Annotated in this window: 12 protein-coding genes; 1 reads left to right on the top strand and 11 read right to left on the bottom strand. The window is 38.2% G+C overall.

Features of this window, described 5'->3' with window-relative positions; all coding sequences use genetic code 11:
- Positions 1-215: 215 nt before the first annotated feature.
- From P7D84_RS10085 to P7D84_RS10045, 9 genes are all read right to left on the bottom strand, one after another.
- Positions 216-1100, bottom strand: coding sequence for a BspA family leucine-rich repeat surface protein (locus P7D84_RS10085; RefSeq protein WP_311806316.1), 885 nt, complete (start codon positions 1098-1100; stop codon positions 216-218).
- Positions 1036-4674, bottom strand: coding sequence for a BspA family leucine-rich repeat surface protein (locus P7D84_RS10080; RefSeq protein WP_311806315.1), 3639 nt, complete (start codon positions 4672-4674; stop codon positions 1036-1038). Before P7D84_RS10080 ends, P7D84_RS10085 begins: the two co-directional genes overlap by 65 nt.
- Positions 4667-5404, bottom strand: a complete 738-nt coding sequence (locus P7D84_RS10075; protein WP_311806314.1) for a prealbumin-like fold domain-containing protein — start codon at positions 5402-5404, stop codon at positions 4667-4669. The genes P7D84_RS10080 and P7D84_RS10075 overlap by 8 nt, the downstream gene beginning before the upstream one ends.
- Before the next feature lie 69 nt (positions 5405-5473).
- Positions 5474-7174, bottom strand: coding sequence for a SpaH/EbpB family LPXTG-anchored major pilin (locus P7D84_RS10070; RefSeq protein ID WP_311806313.1), 1701 nt, complete (start codon positions 7172-7174; stop codon positions 5474-5476).
- Positions 7175-7248: 74 nt separating this feature from the next.
- The gene (locus tag P7D84_RS10065) at positions 7249-8112 is read right to left on the bottom strand and encodes a class A sortase (RefSeq protein WP_311806312.1); all 864 of its coding nucleotides are present in this window, start codon (positions 8110-8112) and stop codon (positions 7249-7251) included.
- Positions 8105-8974, bottom strand: a complete 870-nt coding sequence (locus tag P7D84_RS10060) for a class C sortase (RefSeq protein ID WP_311806311.1) — start codon at positions 8972-8974, stop codon at positions 8105-8107. Before P7D84_RS10060 ends, P7D84_RS10065 begins: the two co-directional genes overlap by 8 nt.
- Positions 8975-9273: 299 nt before the next feature.
- Positions 9274-10632, bottom strand: a complete 1359-nt coding sequence (locus P7D84_RS10055; protein ID WP_311806310.1) for an NAD(P)/FAD-dependent oxidoreductase — start codon at positions 10630-10632, stop codon at positions 9274-9276.
- Entirely contained in the window at positions 10629-11768 is a 1140-nt protein-coding gene (locus P7D84_RS10050) for a helix-turn-helix domain-containing protein (RefSeq protein ID WP_311806309.1), read from the bottom strand. The genes P7D84_RS10055 and P7D84_RS10050 overlap by 4 nt, the downstream gene beginning before the upstream one ends.
- The gene (locus tag P7D84_RS10045) at positions 11743-12150 is read right to left on the bottom strand and encodes a helix-turn-helix domain-containing protein (protein ID WP_311806308.1); all 408 of its coding nucleotides are present in this window, start codon (positions 12148-12150) and stop codon (positions 11743-11745) included. The genes P7D84_RS10050 and P7D84_RS10045 overlap by 26 nt, the downstream gene beginning before the upstream one ends.
- A gap of 739 nt (positions 12151-12889) precedes the next feature.
- On the opposite strand from P7D84_RS10045, the gene P7D84_RS10040 reads away from it, so the two are divergent.
- On the top strand, positions 12890-14152 hold the full coding sequence (locus P7D84_RS10040; RefSeq protein WP_311800462.1) for an MFS transporter: 1263 nt from the start codon (positions 12890-12892) through the stop codon (positions 14150-14152).
- Positions 14153-14215: 63 nt separating this feature from the next.
- On the opposite strand, the gene P7D84_RS10035 is transcribed toward P7D84_RS10040, so the two are convergent.
- Positions 14216-14611: a YbaN family protein gene (locus tag P7D84_RS10035; RefSeq protein WP_311800463.1), complete on the bottom strand. Its 396-nt coding sequence runs from the start codon at positions 14609-14611 to the stop codon at positions 14216-14218.
- Between the two features lie 205 nt (positions 14612-14816).
- Positions 14817-17246, bottom strand: a complete 2430-nt coding sequence (locus P7D84_RS10030; RefSeq protein ID WP_376715949.1) for a glycyl radical protein — start codon at positions 17244-17246, stop codon at positions 14817-14819.
- Between the last annotated feature and the right edge of the window lie 96 nt (positions 17247-17342).

Below are 17342 nucleotides of genomic sequence, written 5' to 3'. Positions count from 1 at the left end.
TCTCTAATATCTCTTCTTTTTAACCCAAAATCTCTACTGTCTATTTTTAACAGAAATACTAGCCAATGACTTGTGAAAAAACATTATAAATAAACGTTTTCCACATGAAATATTCTTTTATTGAAATAAAAGCAAAAATCTGCTGATTTTGACTTTTTTATCAAAATCAGCAGAAATTCACTTTTCTTATCACTACGATAAATCGTTTGATTCTCTTACTTCATATTCTGTCTTCTCTTATACCAACTAGCACCCAATAATCCAAATAGAATCATTCCACTAGCGCTGATTAACGCGATCAAGCGGAGATTGCTTCCGGTATTTGGGAAGTTCGGTGTGACAGTATCATTAACCAACTCATAGGTATCTGGTACGTTCGTTCCACTCTTATACGCTCCGATAAATTCCTCACCGAGCGGCTCTGTAACCGTTCCTTCTGCAACGTTTTGCCACTTGATTACACCTGTATCATTTGGCAATTCAAGTTGACCGGCTGTCTCAGCTGTCGTTACTTGCGGTGTGACAAAACTAGAACCAAAGGTAACTTCTTTTAGAGAGGTATCCCCAGAAAGCATGTTTAACATATTCGTCACATTTGGTGTCTGCCAGCCAGAAAAATCTAGAACAGGCAAACTGGTCATATTACTGAAGGTTCCATTCATGTTTTCAGTCGCCGATACATCAATCTTTGCTAAACCAGAAATTGCTGTGACATTCGTCAAATTCGCAAATAAATGGCTCATGCTTGTATTGGCTTTGACACTTCCTTCAAATGAAATGGTTTTAATCAAATCATTGTAGTCTTTCCAAGGACTTTCTGTCAGTGTTTTCATATCTCCAAACGTTCCTTCACCAAAATGAAGCGTGCCGCCTAAATCAATGTACCATTCAACATCGCCAAAAATTCCTTTGGCAGGTGTCGTTTCAGGGATGGCTTCCGGCATTGCTGTAGGTAATTTTGTCACTTCGGCTATTTTTTTCATCGGGATTACTTTGTTATCGGTATTATCTACTGTCAATGTAACGGATAATGGATCAGGCGTATAGTTGAATGCGCTTATCCCTTCCCCTGCATAGACATACGGAATATCTTTTAACAAATCTTTGCCATGGATCAAGAACGTCGTAGGATACAGTACTCCCTATAAGTCCAGAAAGATAATCCGTTGCGACTACTTGTTCAGGAATTAGTGATTTATCCGTATAGTCGATCTTAGCACCGACCTTATCCGTCAATACATAAGTGTCTGCAACGTTTGTTCCGCTCTTATAAGTACTGGTAAATTCACTACCTAAAGGAGCTGCCACTGTACCATCCGCAACATTACGCCACTTTGTTGTTGTTGTCGTATTGGGGAGTTCTACTACATTTGAGGCATCTGTTGAGAACTTCTCTCCAAACGTAATTTCTTTCAAAGAAGTATCTCCAGATAACATGTCATTCACATGACCTAATTTTGTTGTATTCCAACCGGAAAAATCCAAACTCTCTAGACTTGAAGCATTTTGAAACATACTCCACATCGTAGTAGTTTCTGTCATTTTCCAGTTTTCAATACCATTGATTACGGTTAAATTTTTTGCATCTAGAAACATTCCATACGCGAATGTTAACTTGTCAAATCCCCATGTTTCAGCATCTAGAGTGTTGATTCCTGAACCAGAAAACATTCTATACGCAGTTGTAACTTTTGTTAAATCCCATGTTCCTTCCCCAGAGATTTCTGTTAAATTAACAGTATTTAAAAACATATCCTGTACTATAGTAACGGCTCCAAATTTCCAGTTACCTGCATCTAACGTTTTGATACCTGAATTAGAAAACATTTCAAATGTACTTGTGACCTTCGAAAGATTCCAGGCCTCTTCACCCGATAATTCTGCTAATAAAGTATTATTTTTAAAAAGATAACTTAGATCGATATAATTATATGTTTCAAACCCAGGATATGTGAGCGAAAAATCTAGTTTCTCTAATCCGGAGTAACTAGTAACCTTATCTAGAGAACCAAATAAACCTTTTGAATAAGGATTTATACTCAGTTTCCCTTCTATTACAACCTTAGTAATGATATCTTTATAAGCAATCCATGGAGAAGTTTCACCGGTTAACCACGCAGTAGCTCCAGAGTTGATATGTAGCACATGATCCATATCAATATACCACCTTGCGGCATCTGCTAAAGATTTAAATCCAAAAGTTCCTTTTGCTAAAACCTTTGTTTGGTTTTCAGGCGCCATAGGATCCCCTACGATTTTATCCAGAAACGGATCTTTACTATAAACAAATAATTCTAATCCCGGATCTCCATAAGTACCAATATTTTTTGTCAAATCATATCCAGGTTGCGGTGTCCAAAAACCAAGATCAGCAGCTTTAGCATATTCAACCTTTACTGGAGTTAGGCTTCCACCGGCACCAAATTTATAAGGTGTCGCATCAAAATCAATCAATCGATAGACTGTTGTTCCAACTTTGATCTCTTTTGGTAATAATTTGTCTTTGTCACCTGCATGATTTGTCAAATAATCCGTTAATGAAGTTTGTTCTCCTGCATAGATCAACTTCGATGGAGCGATTGTCTTTCCATCTGATTGATAATCAAGTTGGATAGTTGCTTGTGGTTCGTATTCAACATTAATCGTCACCGTACTTCCGATAGCACCGAAGTCTTTTGTAACTGGCTCCTCTTTTAATTTATAAGTAATCGGACCCATGACAAACGATTCAGGAAACAGTTTTTCAGTTGAATTATTTTCCATATAACTGCTCAATGTCGTATTAGATTCCGCATAAATCGTTTTGGTTGGACCAACTGTGGTACTCCCCGATTTATAAGCGATTTTTATCGCTGCTAAACCAGCTGTATTGACTTTTACTGGATCCATTCTCATTGACTGATTGACTTCTCTAATTATTCCTTCCATTCCTTCAATCGTCGATTTAATCGGATAAGTCGTCTCACCGTCAGAAGGATCTTCTACAATAACAGTTGAGAAGAATCCCGCTGCAAATAAAGGTGGGGTCGTCGCACCATCTGCTTCGACCATTTTTGCATGGTAAGCGTCGGCATCAAAGTCAGACGTTGGTGTCGTATGTTGGTTTCTAATCATTGCAGGCCATACAGTACCAGGATAGCTAAGATCTTGATAACTAATGTGATTACCATCTTCGCTGTAATCCCCCATGTTGACCATCGAAATAATTGAACCATCTGCTTGTTTGGAATAACCCATTTCACCAACGGCCAGTTCTACTTTCATCTCAACGCTTGTCGTTTCTGGTGGAAAAATATGTGTGGATGTATTAACAAGATATAAAGAAGTCGATTCATCCCCACCAATCATTGCGTGTTTGCCATCAGACGAGATCCCGGTGATTTTACCAACACTAGATCGCGCATAAAGATTATTGCCGATAACATCAAGGATCTTTCCGTCTTCATTTGGGTAGGTATTGACCATGTAAATGTTCCCAGTGGTATCCGCTATTTTTTTCATTGTTGTTTCATTTGTTAAATTGGTATAATTTCCTACCTCATCATCATTGACTCGGTTAATATACCGCATAAAATCCCAGCCTTCATCGTAGGACCCGCCATATGACAACGAACGATCTCTTTCCCCTGTAAATTGAGGATAATAGTGAAAGCTTAAATCAGGAAAATCAGCAGGTAAGTCACCTTCTGGTTCATCAATGGGCTCGCCAACTGCTCCATTCCAACTAGCACTTTGATCCACTGCCGTAAAATTAACAGATGAACCTAAAAAAGTGGCAGTTACTGGAGTTTTAGCTGAAAGTTCTATAGGAGGCAGATTTGTAAAATTTGAGGTTTTTAAGTTTGAAAAACTAATTGGTCGTGCCGCACCATTATCATCTGTCGTAATCGTAATGGTATTGCCTTCCACATACCCCATTCCGACAATCGTGGTTTTTACAAAACTTGGTTGTAATTCGACCGTACCGTAAGCACCGGTATAGATTAAATTAGGCAACGTAATTACATCGCCTTTTTTCCAAGTGATTGTCCGACCATCGGCAGTGCTTTTTAATGCGATACTGAAACTTTTTGGCACCACTTTGGTTCCAGTATAGGTCGCGGCTCCCTCTGAATGGGACCAAGTTACTTCAATAGGCGAAGCTAAATCTGCATCGGTCAATTGGTCCAAACTCGTTAACTGCGCTAGTTCTTGTTTTGCAGTGAGCTCTGCTGCGTAGCCTTCCGGAATCAGCGGAGTGATTGCTGTCTTGATTTCTTCTGCGTGTTCACTAATCAATGCAGACAATTCGATTGTGATCTTTTTGTCTGTAACAGTAATCGTCGTCCCTTTGATATCCCCAAATTGACTGATTGTTTGCAACAACTTCGCTTTCACTTGTTCCATATCGACTGCTTCTTTTGATTCTTCCGTCGCAGCCGGCGGCTCAGTCGTTTCAGCTGTAGGGACTTTGGTTTGTGAGGATGCTGTCGCAGGTGCAGTAGACGTTGTTGTTGAAGCGTCCGTTGTTTCAGCGAATACTTGATACGCTGGCAACAAAGAAGAAACGAACAATTGGCTGATAAGGAGTACGACCGCAAAGAATTGCAGCCACCGTCCTTTTACTCGTTTCTTTACTACTAGAGCTTCATTCGGACTGCGTCGGAAGTTTGTTGTATTTTGTTGTTTACTCATACATTCTCCCCTCCCAACGTTTACGTAGAAAAATAAAACTCGTGATAACCATACTCAAGATTGATCCGATGACAAGAACCATAGCAGTCCATGAAATCGACCAGATGTTTCCGCTAGTTTGCATGATTACTGATGGTTTTTGGCTCGTAGATCCAGAACCAATCGATGATAGACCACTTCCGCCAACCGTCCCTGATTTGGTGTTGTTTGGCACACTATTGGTAACAATCGCTGGCTCTCTATCTCCGGCTGTTAGTCCTGATTTAGGTTCATAAACAAAATCATCGGATACTTTTCCTGTTGCATCGGTAAATGGTAATGAAAAAGCAATCGGTTCTGCAGGAGTAGGAATCCCGTCCCCGGCAAGTTCTTCTAATAAAAATGCCCCATCAGTCAATTTTTCTGTGTCCGCAAAAGTGATCTGCCCGTTTTGATCCGTCACAAGTTCGATCATGAACGCCTGATCATCCCTTGCAATCGTATACGTTGCAGGATCGGTGGCTACGATTTGTTTATTTTTGACAGGCAGGATACGCGTCAAACGATAATGGGCCCCGGCAAGAGGATTCGTCGTTTGTGTCACTTCATTAGAATTTTCGCTTATTTTTTTCATAATAGTGACCGAAGGACTCGAATGACTCATTACATCAGCAGCATAGATTGGTTGACTGAATGCAAGACAAGCAAGGCTGACAAGCAGCGCACGAAACAATCGTCTCTTGTGCTTCATGCAAACGCCTCCTTCCTAGGAAAAGAGGTACCTCCATCATACAGAGATACGCTCTTTCAACTGTTACTGCTAGTTGTTTGCTTGTTCTTTGCGGCGGTAGATATAAAGAGCTGCACCACCGGCAACGATTAATGTGCTGGCACTGATCAATAGGATCAAACGTGCGTCATCCCCGGTCATTGGTAGATTAGGAACCCATTTATTGTCTTTATTGACAACTGTTGCATCAACTTCTGTATCATCTTTTGCTACTACGACACGTGCTGTCCCATCAAGAGCATAGCCAACTGGTGCAGAAGTTTCGACTAAGTAGTAGTTCTGTTCGCCTGACGTTGGATCAACTTTCAAACCGGTAAATCGGATTTTCCCATTAGCATCTGTCTTCAAAGTGATTACTTCTCCTTTGACTACTTCGCCTGCTTCATTTTTTGTATCAGCGGTTGTCACCCATTTTTCAGCTGCTGCATCTTCTTCGCTTGCTGCAAGTTTGAAGACGGCATTTGCTAACGGTTTATTTGATTCATCTGTTTTCAATACATCGATGTTCCCCATTTTTACTACTGGAGCATCTGGGTCTAGAACATTTGGATCTGGAATTGTTGGTGTTGGGTCTTTTGGATCTGGATCTGTTGTAGGATTCGTTGTTTCTGGTGTTTCTTCGCCAGTAGGTCCAACATACAAGGTATCAAAGCTGTTCAAGATGCTGCCGTCTACTTTATCTTTCAAGACTTCGGTTGTGATTCTGAAAGATATTTTTTCATAGTCAGCTACTTTTTTCACTCCGGCTTCCGTTAATTCAATTTTTACTGTGAAGTAATCTTTTAACTCATCATCCGGTTCTTCTGAAGCAATAAAGTCCGTTTCCATTACCAAGTTAACTGGTTCTTTAGTAGTACTAGAAGCTGACCCGGTAATATTAGTTGGTGTACTCAAAGATCTCGTATCGATTGGGTCCATCAATTGTAGTTTATCGGCATAGATTTCTTCTGTGTCAGCTGTTGCTTTTGTATAGATATCAGCTGGTACATCCATACTTAGATCCCAAGTCACTTCTTCTCCAGCTTTTACAGAAACTGCTGATGTTGTTTGATTCCCCGAAACAAGTGATTTCACTGGGTTTAATTTGATTTCTTTTGTATCATTTTTTGGATATACGTTAACATCATATAATAGCGAATCATCTGCTGTAGCTGTGGCACCTTGGACTGTCAATGGCACTGCGACAACGAATGGGGCTGCTTTTGTTGCTACAGAGGCAGAGTCTAATTCAGTTACCAAGTAGATCCCATCACTAGCTTTTGTTGATCCTAAATCAAAGGTCAATTCGCCATTTTTATCCGTCATACTTGTTTGTGCTGTTCCTCCTACAACATCATAAGTATTAGGATCATCTGCTATGATTGTTGCACTTGTTTGGTTAGCTTTTGGTGTTACCCGGACCACTTTGAATGGAATATTTGGTAATGGTTTGTGGATTTCGGTTTCTGTTCCGGTTTCTGTTCCGGTTTTTGTTTCTGATGTTTTAATAGACGCTGCAAAAGTTCCATCATCAGCGACTGCTGTTCCGGCACCTTTAGTGTTGCTATATTTATGGATTGTGATGCTTCGTGGTGTTGTTGCATCAGAGATTACGGCTGCGGAAGCGACTTGTGCTCCGCCATCCCCTACTAATACGACTGCCCCGGCTGCACTGACTGCCCCTAACAACGTTCCGCAAACAAGTAAGGTACTCAATAATTTGCGGGATTTTTTCACTGTTTGATTCTTCATTTTTCTTCCTCCTCTAAGTTGAGTATATTTCTGAATAGAAGTGAAGCGCATTCACTTCTAGTTTCAGCAGATGGTTAGGCTTTGCGAACAAATAATATGCCTGAAATACCTAAGATAAATGCATTTAGTAATACGATGAGTACCAACCAAACTGTTGGCCGTTTGGCTTGGATGCTACGAGCTAGTTGTATACTCATCCAATTGGTTCTTGTCTTTTCAGATCGTTCGCTAGTTTTTGAAATGACTCCTAGCATTTGTTGCTGTTTTCTTGTCAATTCATCAAATGAAGAAGTCGCTTGTAATACACCTTGAACAACGCGACGATTGTCGGTCCCTACTCCGCCTTCACAACGAAGCAAGGTGACGATTGGTAAGCCTTTGGGTTGATTTAAGACATCTGTTTGGGTATCGCGAATCGTTTGGTTTTTTACCACACGATACATCCAAACCATTGTAAAGTCGGTTAAATAGATTTTGGTTCCCTTAGTCACATTCTTGATTCGGTGAAGCAACACGTCTGCATCTAAAAAATTATGGCTAGCTAATACGACATTCCCCTGACCAAAAGGACGTTCAGGAAAATAAGTGACTGCACCAGTTGATAGACTGAGTTCTGTAATCGTATTCAAAATCGGGAGATCCAGTTTTTCTGAAGGAATTGCAAGTCGTCCGATTCCTGAGGATTCCATCGTCTGATCTTTTTTTAAACGTGCTGCTACTAGTGACTGCATGTCAGCATCTTTGATTTTTGCTCGAGCATCCTCTGTTTTCGGGGAAGACTTTAGTTGATTTTTTCTGGCTTGTTGTTTGCCTTTTGCAAGAGTGACCGAAGTATCTGGTAGTTTTAACAATTGATTGTATCCATCATAGATCCAAAAAGTTGTCAGAAGAATCGCTACAACTGGTAAAAAAAAATATACTAAAACTCGTTTACTCATGATCGATCACGTCTTCTGTTTGATTTTCTTTTTCTTTTCGTTTGTCTCGGAAATAACGATAAATCAACCATAATAATAAGATTAGTAAGAACAGCAACATGACTGCAATCCAGATAGTATCTAACGACCAAACTGTTCGATGCGCTGTTTTGACTTCTTTCGCCGCTTTGATTGGAATCCGTTTACCATAAACAATCAAGCGATGACTGTTGACAAACAACGGTGTACAAGTCATTAACGCTGCGATATCTTTATCCTTTTGGATATAAAAAGCTTTGGCCGCATTTCTATCATCAGGATCAACGATTTTTTGTTTATACACTTGATAAGCAATTCGTTTGCCAAAAGCGTTTACATAAAAAACATCCCCATTTTTTAGATAACGAATATTATCGAACAAAATCTGATTTGCCATGCCTGAGTGTCCAGTGATTCCGCTGAGTGTATCTTTCCCTCCAACTGGAAGTGTTGTCCATGGAATTGTCCCGATTCCTCGATCCAAGACCCAATCAGAATCTCCAAAATAGATCAGCATATTCTTCAATTTAATACTAGGAATATTGATATAACCAATCGGTGTCTTTAAATCTCGTTGAATTTCTGTGATATCGATTTTTTCTGTTGGCTCTTCTTTTTGCTGATGATAAATCATTTGATTGTATTTTTTGATCAATGAAAACTGGGCATCATCATACGGAAGCTGCTTTTCATACTTTGTGACCATATCCTTACGATGGGCAAGATTCACCATGTCATAGATCATCGGTGCTAATAACAACAAAATACCCAGAAGGATAACACTACTAAACAAGGTATAGATCATTCTGCGTTTCCGCTTTTTTTTACTTGTACTTTCTGTCACAAATGGTCATCCCTCCCCCTTCTTATTTTTGAGTAGAAATTTTTGTAACTAATAATCTGTTTATTATTTTTATGAAAATACCATTTCTACTCCAATGTTAAAAGCGAAGATTCCCTAGCGTCTAGCAGAACTCCATCTTTCATATAAATTATAGCCGGTTTTTTTTAGAGCAACACGTCATCTTTTTACCGCTTACAATTAAAAAATGACAGGTTTTTCATTTTTGCCATTTTATTTTCATTTTAAAATAAAAACCGTGTTGATTTTGACATAAAAAATCAAAATCAACACGGTTTTCTTTAATTTTTTTGTTTTTTTCGTTCCAACAACGCTTGAAAAGCTAGTTCGTTTAAATAATGAAACGGCTGAGTATACTGAGGGATAAATGTGAAATTGTGGATAGCTAAGCGTCGGAGATCAACACCTTCTGACAACAGGGCAGTCGCAACATTCAAGTCATCGATTAGAAATTCTTCACTAACTAATTGAAATCCTAATACTTTTAAGGTCTCTTCATCAAAAGTAAGTTTTGCATGGACATAGGTTTGTTGTTTGCTGAATTTTGTCTGTAGCGGGAATGTTCCTTGTGCACTACCGGTAGAAAAACCAAATAATGGTGCTTCTCCAGCCGTTAATCCCGTACTGCCTAAAAATTGACCAAACACAAACGTACCACTGGTTTTATGTACCAAATCGCTTTCGACTGTTTCTCCACAAATATTCATCGCAACAGCTCGACCCATTCGTACTGCACGATTAACCAACGGCATAAAAATTTGTGTACCATGATGCGGATAATAGATTGGTACAATGTCACCAATCGCAAAAATATTCGGATCACTGGTTCGATAAAACATATCATCAGCCACCGTATTATCAATATTAAGATCCACGATATTTTCTAATAGTTCAACATTTGTATAAATAGAATCTGGAAAAATAACCAAATCAACTAGGATCTCACGCTCAGCTAGCACTACCGCCTGAATATGTTGATTACTGATCTTATAATCTCGTCCAAATTCCCAAGGAACCAGCTCAATTGTCGAGTCCATCACGTGTTTTCGTAGTTCTTGGACCATTTCATGGTCGAAGTAACGAAACAACAGCTCTTGCGATCCTTCTAACAAATAGATATTTTTGTCCATTTTTTTCAAAGAATCTGCCAATTCCAGTCCGATATAACCTGTACCAACAATTGCAATGTTTTGTGCTTTTTCAATTGCTTCTAAGGCTCGCTGTGATTCCTTGATGGATTTGTAAGAAAGAATATTATCCACGCCCGGATAATCTCTTGTCACGATTAGAGGCGAAGTGCCTGTCGCTACAATCAGCTTATCATAAGTCATCTGAACCAAACTTTCTTTATCTTTGATTGGCTGCATCTTGAGTTGTTTTTTTCGATTATTTATTTTGATTACTTTGATCTCCGTCAATAATTCGATTCCTAAATCAGTAATATCACTGGCTTTAGTCGCTGCTTGTGACAGATTATCGATAACATCGTTGAAAACAAGATTGATACCATTTGATATGAATCCTAATTCGTTTTCTGTTCGTTGGTCGATTAAAACAACTTCGTGTTCAGCGTCTAGTCGCTTAAGATCGATTGCTGCGGCAATTCCGCTATGGGAGGCACCAATGATTATCGTTTTCATAGCAAGTTCACCTTCGAATGTATTTTATTTTGATAATATTTATCAAGAAATTCTTCCAAAACTGGAAAATCAATATTGTGCTCAATACTCAATAATATATAAACTGGCGTGGAGTTAGGCAATTCAGGATTTTCATCTTTATACGTAATCACAACATCATAAGAATTCTGTTTATTAAATTCTGTAAATCTCGCTTTGATTTTTGGATTGATCTGATCTTCAATCTCCTCAATAAGAAGCGCATTCATTGAATCTTCAAACGGGAAATCACACCCGACATTCAGATAGATATCTAATTGACGATAGATGATGTATAGGATTACCAAGTAACGATTGAAAATCTCTTTTTTCACGCTTTCTTCATTATATGTTTTCTCTCGATTTATTTCCAGACGAACGTGTTTGAATGTGATCTGCATCAATTGTTCTGCCAAACGATTCAGTTCAGGATTGGGCCTTGAGATCAACTGGCTTTGCCGATTGATATTGCCCCAAATTGAAAAAAAGGACGGAAAGTAAAGAATCTTATAGTGGATTTGCAACACCGAAAAGGTGATTATTTTTTTTACTTTTTCTGTCAACAATTCCGGTGAGAAATGGCGATACAATTCAGAAAAAAAAGCCTTATTTACACTTGCTATAGTCTGATTATTTTGAGCAATTTCACTTAACATTTGAACGTGTTCATTTTCTATCTCAAGGGTATAATTAGCAATCATAAACAAATACAGATATTGGCTCTCGCTTTGGTTCCATTGAAAGGCATAACGACTGAAAAAACGGATAAAAACTTCTTGCAAGCCGACAAAAGCAGATTGATTAAATGCTAGATAAAGCTCCTCAGATAAAGGCAGCTCATGATTGACTTTTGTATTACGGAAACGACATTTTGTAATATAGAGCCAAATACACAGCTTGACTCTTCCTTCTGCCGTAAAAGGGTAATCTAAGTTTTTTTCCAAAAAGGTCAAAAGGTCCATCACTGATGGATTAAGGAATTTTTCCATATTGACTTGATAAGGATTGCCGAACCAAAACATTTGGAAATAAAAATAGCGAATCGCAATCTCAGGACCGATGATTCTCCCTTTATGGATCTTTAAGTGGTATTTATCCAATTGTTTGATTAAGATCACGAATCTTTCTGGTCAGTGTAGAGAGGCTGATATTCAGCATTTCTGCCAAGGTTTGATACCCTACTTGTTTTGATGTCAACATATGCAGTAACAGTTTATACTTCAGTGAATCTTTCAAAAAAAAGTAGACGATTTTCGTAAAAGAAATACGTTCATGCACGATTAAATTCACTACATTCCCATCGATAATCAATTCAACCGGGTTATTAAGCGCTATCAAATTATTTGTTAATTTATCCAAATCCTCCTTTGTCGTATTGCGATTGCTGCCCAGCCTACTAGCTAATTCTGTAATCTTTATTCCACCAAATTCAGTCATCAAATATTGGATAATCAACACTTGCCGTTGTTCTCCGTTATCTAAAAAGTCAGTTATTTTCAAATGCCCAGCACCACCTTATCTTTTTGGCCCATCTTCCGGATTACATGTTGCCCGCTCCTTTCAAAGAACCAAAAACTCCTTTGTAAAACCTAAAGAACCCGATAGATTCATTCTGATCCTTTTTGACTCAGAATTGCTCCATACCCAAGGGAGTCTCTCCCGTTTTTCAATGTTGATTCGAACTTATAATGAATTGCCCATTTATTGTACACTTTCATTTTATCGTTAAAATTTCGGCGGACTATTTTACCGCTGCAATAACATTAGTTATGTTCTTGTGAAAAATTCTTCCGTATATAATAAATTGATTATAACGGACAAAGGATATAATTGGAATATTTTTATGTATCAATCTTTTATCTTTATGTCAACGATAATGCTTTAAGGAATGATCAACCTATCTGTCTAGGGTTTCTTTACTTATATAAACCAGCTAAAAAATACTCCTAACTACGAAAAACCTTCCTTAGCTATTTGTTTTTAGTAATCGACTATTTTTCACATTATTCATCTTACTTGAGAATTTTTGAAATGAAATTCATTGACTTACTGCAAGAGTCATGGTTAAATTTATTCGAACGTGCGTTTGGTTTTGAGATTTAAAAATGCTTTTCTCACTAGAGACACTTTGTCAAAATTTTAGTATAATGGATGTCTTAGTGACTAATTTATCCAGCCACTAGCTGTTTTTTCAACAGCGTACTAAATACGTTCACAATTGAAAAGTAGGAGTGTTTACATGGAAAATCCCCCGAGCTTTGAATTAAAAAATTGGCGGAAAAATTTTTATCTATTTTTAAGTGGGCAATTTTTGTCTGGAATTACCAGTATGCTCGTTCAATACTCGATCATTTGGTATTTGACCAAAGCAACTGGATCCGCGACAATCCTCAGTTTTGCGACATTACTTGGGATGATTCCGATGGTAGTCCTGAGTCCCTTTGTCGGTCCTTTGATTGATCGTTGGAACAAAAAGACATTATTGATTATTACTGATATTATTGTTGCTATTTTTGCTGTCTTTTTATCCATCGCTGGAACAATCTCTGCTGATTTCCCACTTTGGCTAGTATTTGTTTCATTATTCATACGATCTGTTGCTCAAACCTTTCAAATGCCCACCATCCAATCGATTTTACCCACGATGGTGCCTGAGTCAGAGATTACACGTGTCAATGGACAATTGGGTACGGTCCAATCGGCTAATTTTATTATTGCCCCGGCACTAGGAGCATTTTTATTTTCAATCATCCCAATGAACCTTCTGATTTTATTTGATGTTTTAGGAGCATTTTTAGGTGTGGGAATGCTTTTATTAGTGACGATTCCTCAAGTTGTTTCTGAAGGAGAAAAGGTTCATCTTTTAACAGACTCAAAATTTGGGTTACAAAAACTCCTTGAAAACAAAGGTTTATGGTATATCACTATTATCGGTGCCGTATTCACGCTGATTTTTATGCCGGCTGCTAGTTTGTATCCATTGATGACGATGGATTACTTTAATGGAACAGTTGGTCAAGCCGGATTGATCGAAGTAATCTATTCAGTCGGGATGCTTGGCGGCGGTGCGATTATTGGAATCTTTGGTAAATGGAAAGATCGGATGAAACCTATTTTAGCAGCGTATGGATTGATCGGTATTACAATTGGGCTCAGTGGTTACTTACCCGGAAATAGCCGCGGTTTTATACTCTTTGTTGGTCTGAATGCCATCGCTGGTTTTGCGACACCTTTTTTCAATACTTTATTGATGGCTATGATTCAGCAAAGTTATGAACCAAAATATCTAGGTCGGATCCTTGGCGTATTGAATTCTTTGATGAGTATTACAGGACCTGTTGGATTGATTTTTGCTGGCCCATTAGCAGACAAAATCGGTGTAGAAAAAATCTTTATTATTGCTGGTGTTGGAACCTTGATCTGTGGAGTCATTACTTTCTTGATTCCAGCTACACGAAACTACGATAAAGCGTTACAAGAAAAGTTAGCAACAAAAAAATAGACAAAAAAGGAGCAGATTTTTTCTGCTCCTTTTTTTATATTTTACAAAAGAAAAACCGTTCATTTATAAACTCTTTTTTTCTGGATTTACTTGAATCGTTTTACGATCTTTCAAATAATAGCTTAAACCAAAAATCAAGCTGATATAAACAAGCGCTAAAATCAGCCGAACCAATGTTGAAGATACTAAAATCCCTGATAGTAAAAATACTAATCCCATCATAATGAACATCCGCTTCTTTTCTTTTTTAGTCATTCTTTTTTCTATAAATGGTGTCACATAATTTTGATAGGCCTTTAATTGCGTCAATCGATCATAAAGTTTTTTAGAACTACGCATCCAAAAGAATCCTGTCAATAAATAAAAGCCCGTCGTCGGTAAAACTGGAAGAAAGATTCCAGCAGTCCCAATAACGAAAGTTAGCGTCCCCAAAACAATATAGATATATTTTTTTATCATTTAACTATCCCTCATTTTTCATTTTACCGCATTATAGCCTAAATTCGGATTAAAAACAGCAATATTATGACATTTTTGTCGATTGTTTATTAATTTTTTTATATAATTACCAACTCGTTTGAAAAGATGCTTTTATAAAAACTACTTTAAAGATGGAAAACATCAAAAAACTATCTTAATTTACTTAAGATAGTTTCATGGTATGTTAAATTATATGTTCTGTTCGTTCGATAATATCATCTTGTGTGGCTTTAGATAATACATTAAAGAATGCTGAGTAACCCGCTACACGAACAATCAAATCTCGATGTTTTTCGGGATGTTTTTGTGCATCGATCAGTGTTTCCCGTGATACGACATTGTACTGGATATGATATCCCTGCAACTTATTGAAAAAAGCACGTAACAATAAAATCAGTTTTTGTTTGTCTTCTTCTTTTGCCAAAGTCTGAGGATTGACTTTCTGATTTAACAATACGCCACCTAAAATTTTGTCTGTTCGCAACTTAGAAACAGATTTCAATACAGCTGTCGGTCCGTTTTTATCCATATTATGTGCTGGCGAACAGCCTTCAGCTAGGGGCAGCCACGCGTTGCGCCCATCAGGTGTAGCCATCGTTGCACGACCTTGCCCTACATTAGCTGAGATCGAAGAGGTTCCTGAATAACGAATCCCGCCGATTGGTCCGCGACCATACCGTGTATTGGGGTACTTTTCGATCTCATCGATGTAACTATCGTAAGCATCAATCAGCAATCCATCAACTGAATCGTCATCATTTCCGTACTTAGGAACGTCGTTTAAGATCATTTGTTGGATCTCTTGACTCCGTTCACTGGTGTAATCAGTCAGTAAAGCTTCCCACAGTTCATCTGGTGTTACTTTCTTTTCTTCAAAGACCAACTGTTTGATTGCTGCTAATGAGTCTGCCAGATTGGCGATACCTACTTGCAAGCCAGAAATGAAATCATAGATTGCACCACCTTCTTTCAAAGTTTTCCCACGGCCGATACAATCTTGGGTCAACGCTGAACATAAAATATCAGGTACCTCTCGTTCCAATCCAAGATCGATGGCGTTTTCTACGATAACACTCATACGTGTCAATTCTCGTACCGTTTTATCCCATGCTTTTTGTAAGTCAGCATAAGTTTTCATCTGTTTAAAATGCCCATAACCTTTGACAAAGCGTTTGCCAGATACTGGATCAATCCCATCGTTCATCGCAATCAATAAAATTTTAGGGAAATTCATATAACTCATCCCCGTGCAACGATAACCCCACTTACCTGGAACCGCTGTTTCAACACAACCAATCGCACTATAATCATAGGCATCTTCTTCAGTTACACCAACTTTTATAAAAGACGGAATAATGATTTCATCATTATTGAAAGCAGGCATACCAAAACCGAGCTTCATCACTTCGAGACATTCATTCATAAAATGATTATCTAGGCCGGCATGATAGCGAACCGTTAAATTAGGTTGCGGCAATTTTGTTTGAGCAACACTACGTAAGACTAAATAGGACAATTCATTGACCGCATCTTTTTTATCCCGTGTTTGTCCACCGATCGTAACATTTTGATACAGCGGACTGCCAGCACTGCTGAAAGTATGTGCTTGACTGCGGACTTTGTTGACAGTCAATGTCTTGATCCACAAATTGGTCAAAAGTTCGACTGCTTTTTCTTCAGTCAGAGATTTTCTTTCTAAGTCTGCTTTTAAATATGGATACATATATTGATCAAAACGCCCATAGGACAAGGAATGTCCGTTAGATTCGATCTGTAAAATCAATTGAATGAACCAAGTTGCTTGAAGTGCTTCTTGGAAAGTTTCGGCTGGTTCATAAGGAACTTTTTGACAAATTCGGCTGATTTCTAACAACTCTGCCCGTCGTTGCGGGTCAGCAGTTTCAGCTTTTTCTTTGGCCAAAACTGAAAAACGTTCCGCAAATGTTTTCACAGCATTGATTACAATCAAAACAGCTTGGTAAAACTGATACTTATCAATGCTTTCTGGTTTCGTTAAATCAAGTGCTGCTTTTTCTTTCATGGTTCGTTCTTTATAGCCTTTCAAACCAATTTTTAACATCTGACCGTAATCCACTGCCAAATGAGCATCTCCTGAATTTAATTTCCCTTCCATCCCAAAAAAACCTGTTTCCATAAAGACACTGACTTCTTCTGGCAACAATGCCCAGCCTTTTGCACGCAAGTTATTATTTTCCCAAAATGGTGCAATCGAACGTAATTCTTCTTTCGTTTTGTCTGTAATATAAAAAATATCTCCATCGCGTTTTTCAAATGAATCAAGCTCGTTGATAACAAAATCCAATGTATATTCCGGAAAAATCGGCGCATCACGATTTGAAGAGGCTTGATTGCCGACAATCAGCGTATCGTCTTCGATAAAAATCGTCATTTTTTGGAGTATATTTTCTAACATCAATGCACGTTTGACAGTAGTGGGTTGATTTTGGTTTTTTTTGTAAGCTTCAGTCACTAACAAGGCTCTTTCTGCGTCAATGTAGGGTTTCTTTGTTAATACAGCTTCACGGAAATGATTCATCCGTTTGGTTAATTGACCGAAATAGGGTGTCTGCGGTTCTTCGATTTGATTATACATACTCACGCCTCCGATTTCATACGAAACTAAAAACAAATTCTTTCGTAAATAATATAGCATGCTGTTAGAATCTCGGTCAATATCTCTGGCAGCTTT

It is taken from the genome of Enterococcus dongliensis, from assembly GCF_031927985.1.
Lineage (GTDB): Bacteria > Bacillota > Bacilli > Lactobacillales > Enterococcaceae > Enterococcus_A > Enterococcus_A dongliensis.
This window is presented reverse-complemented; position numbering and strand designations above follow the sequence as displayed.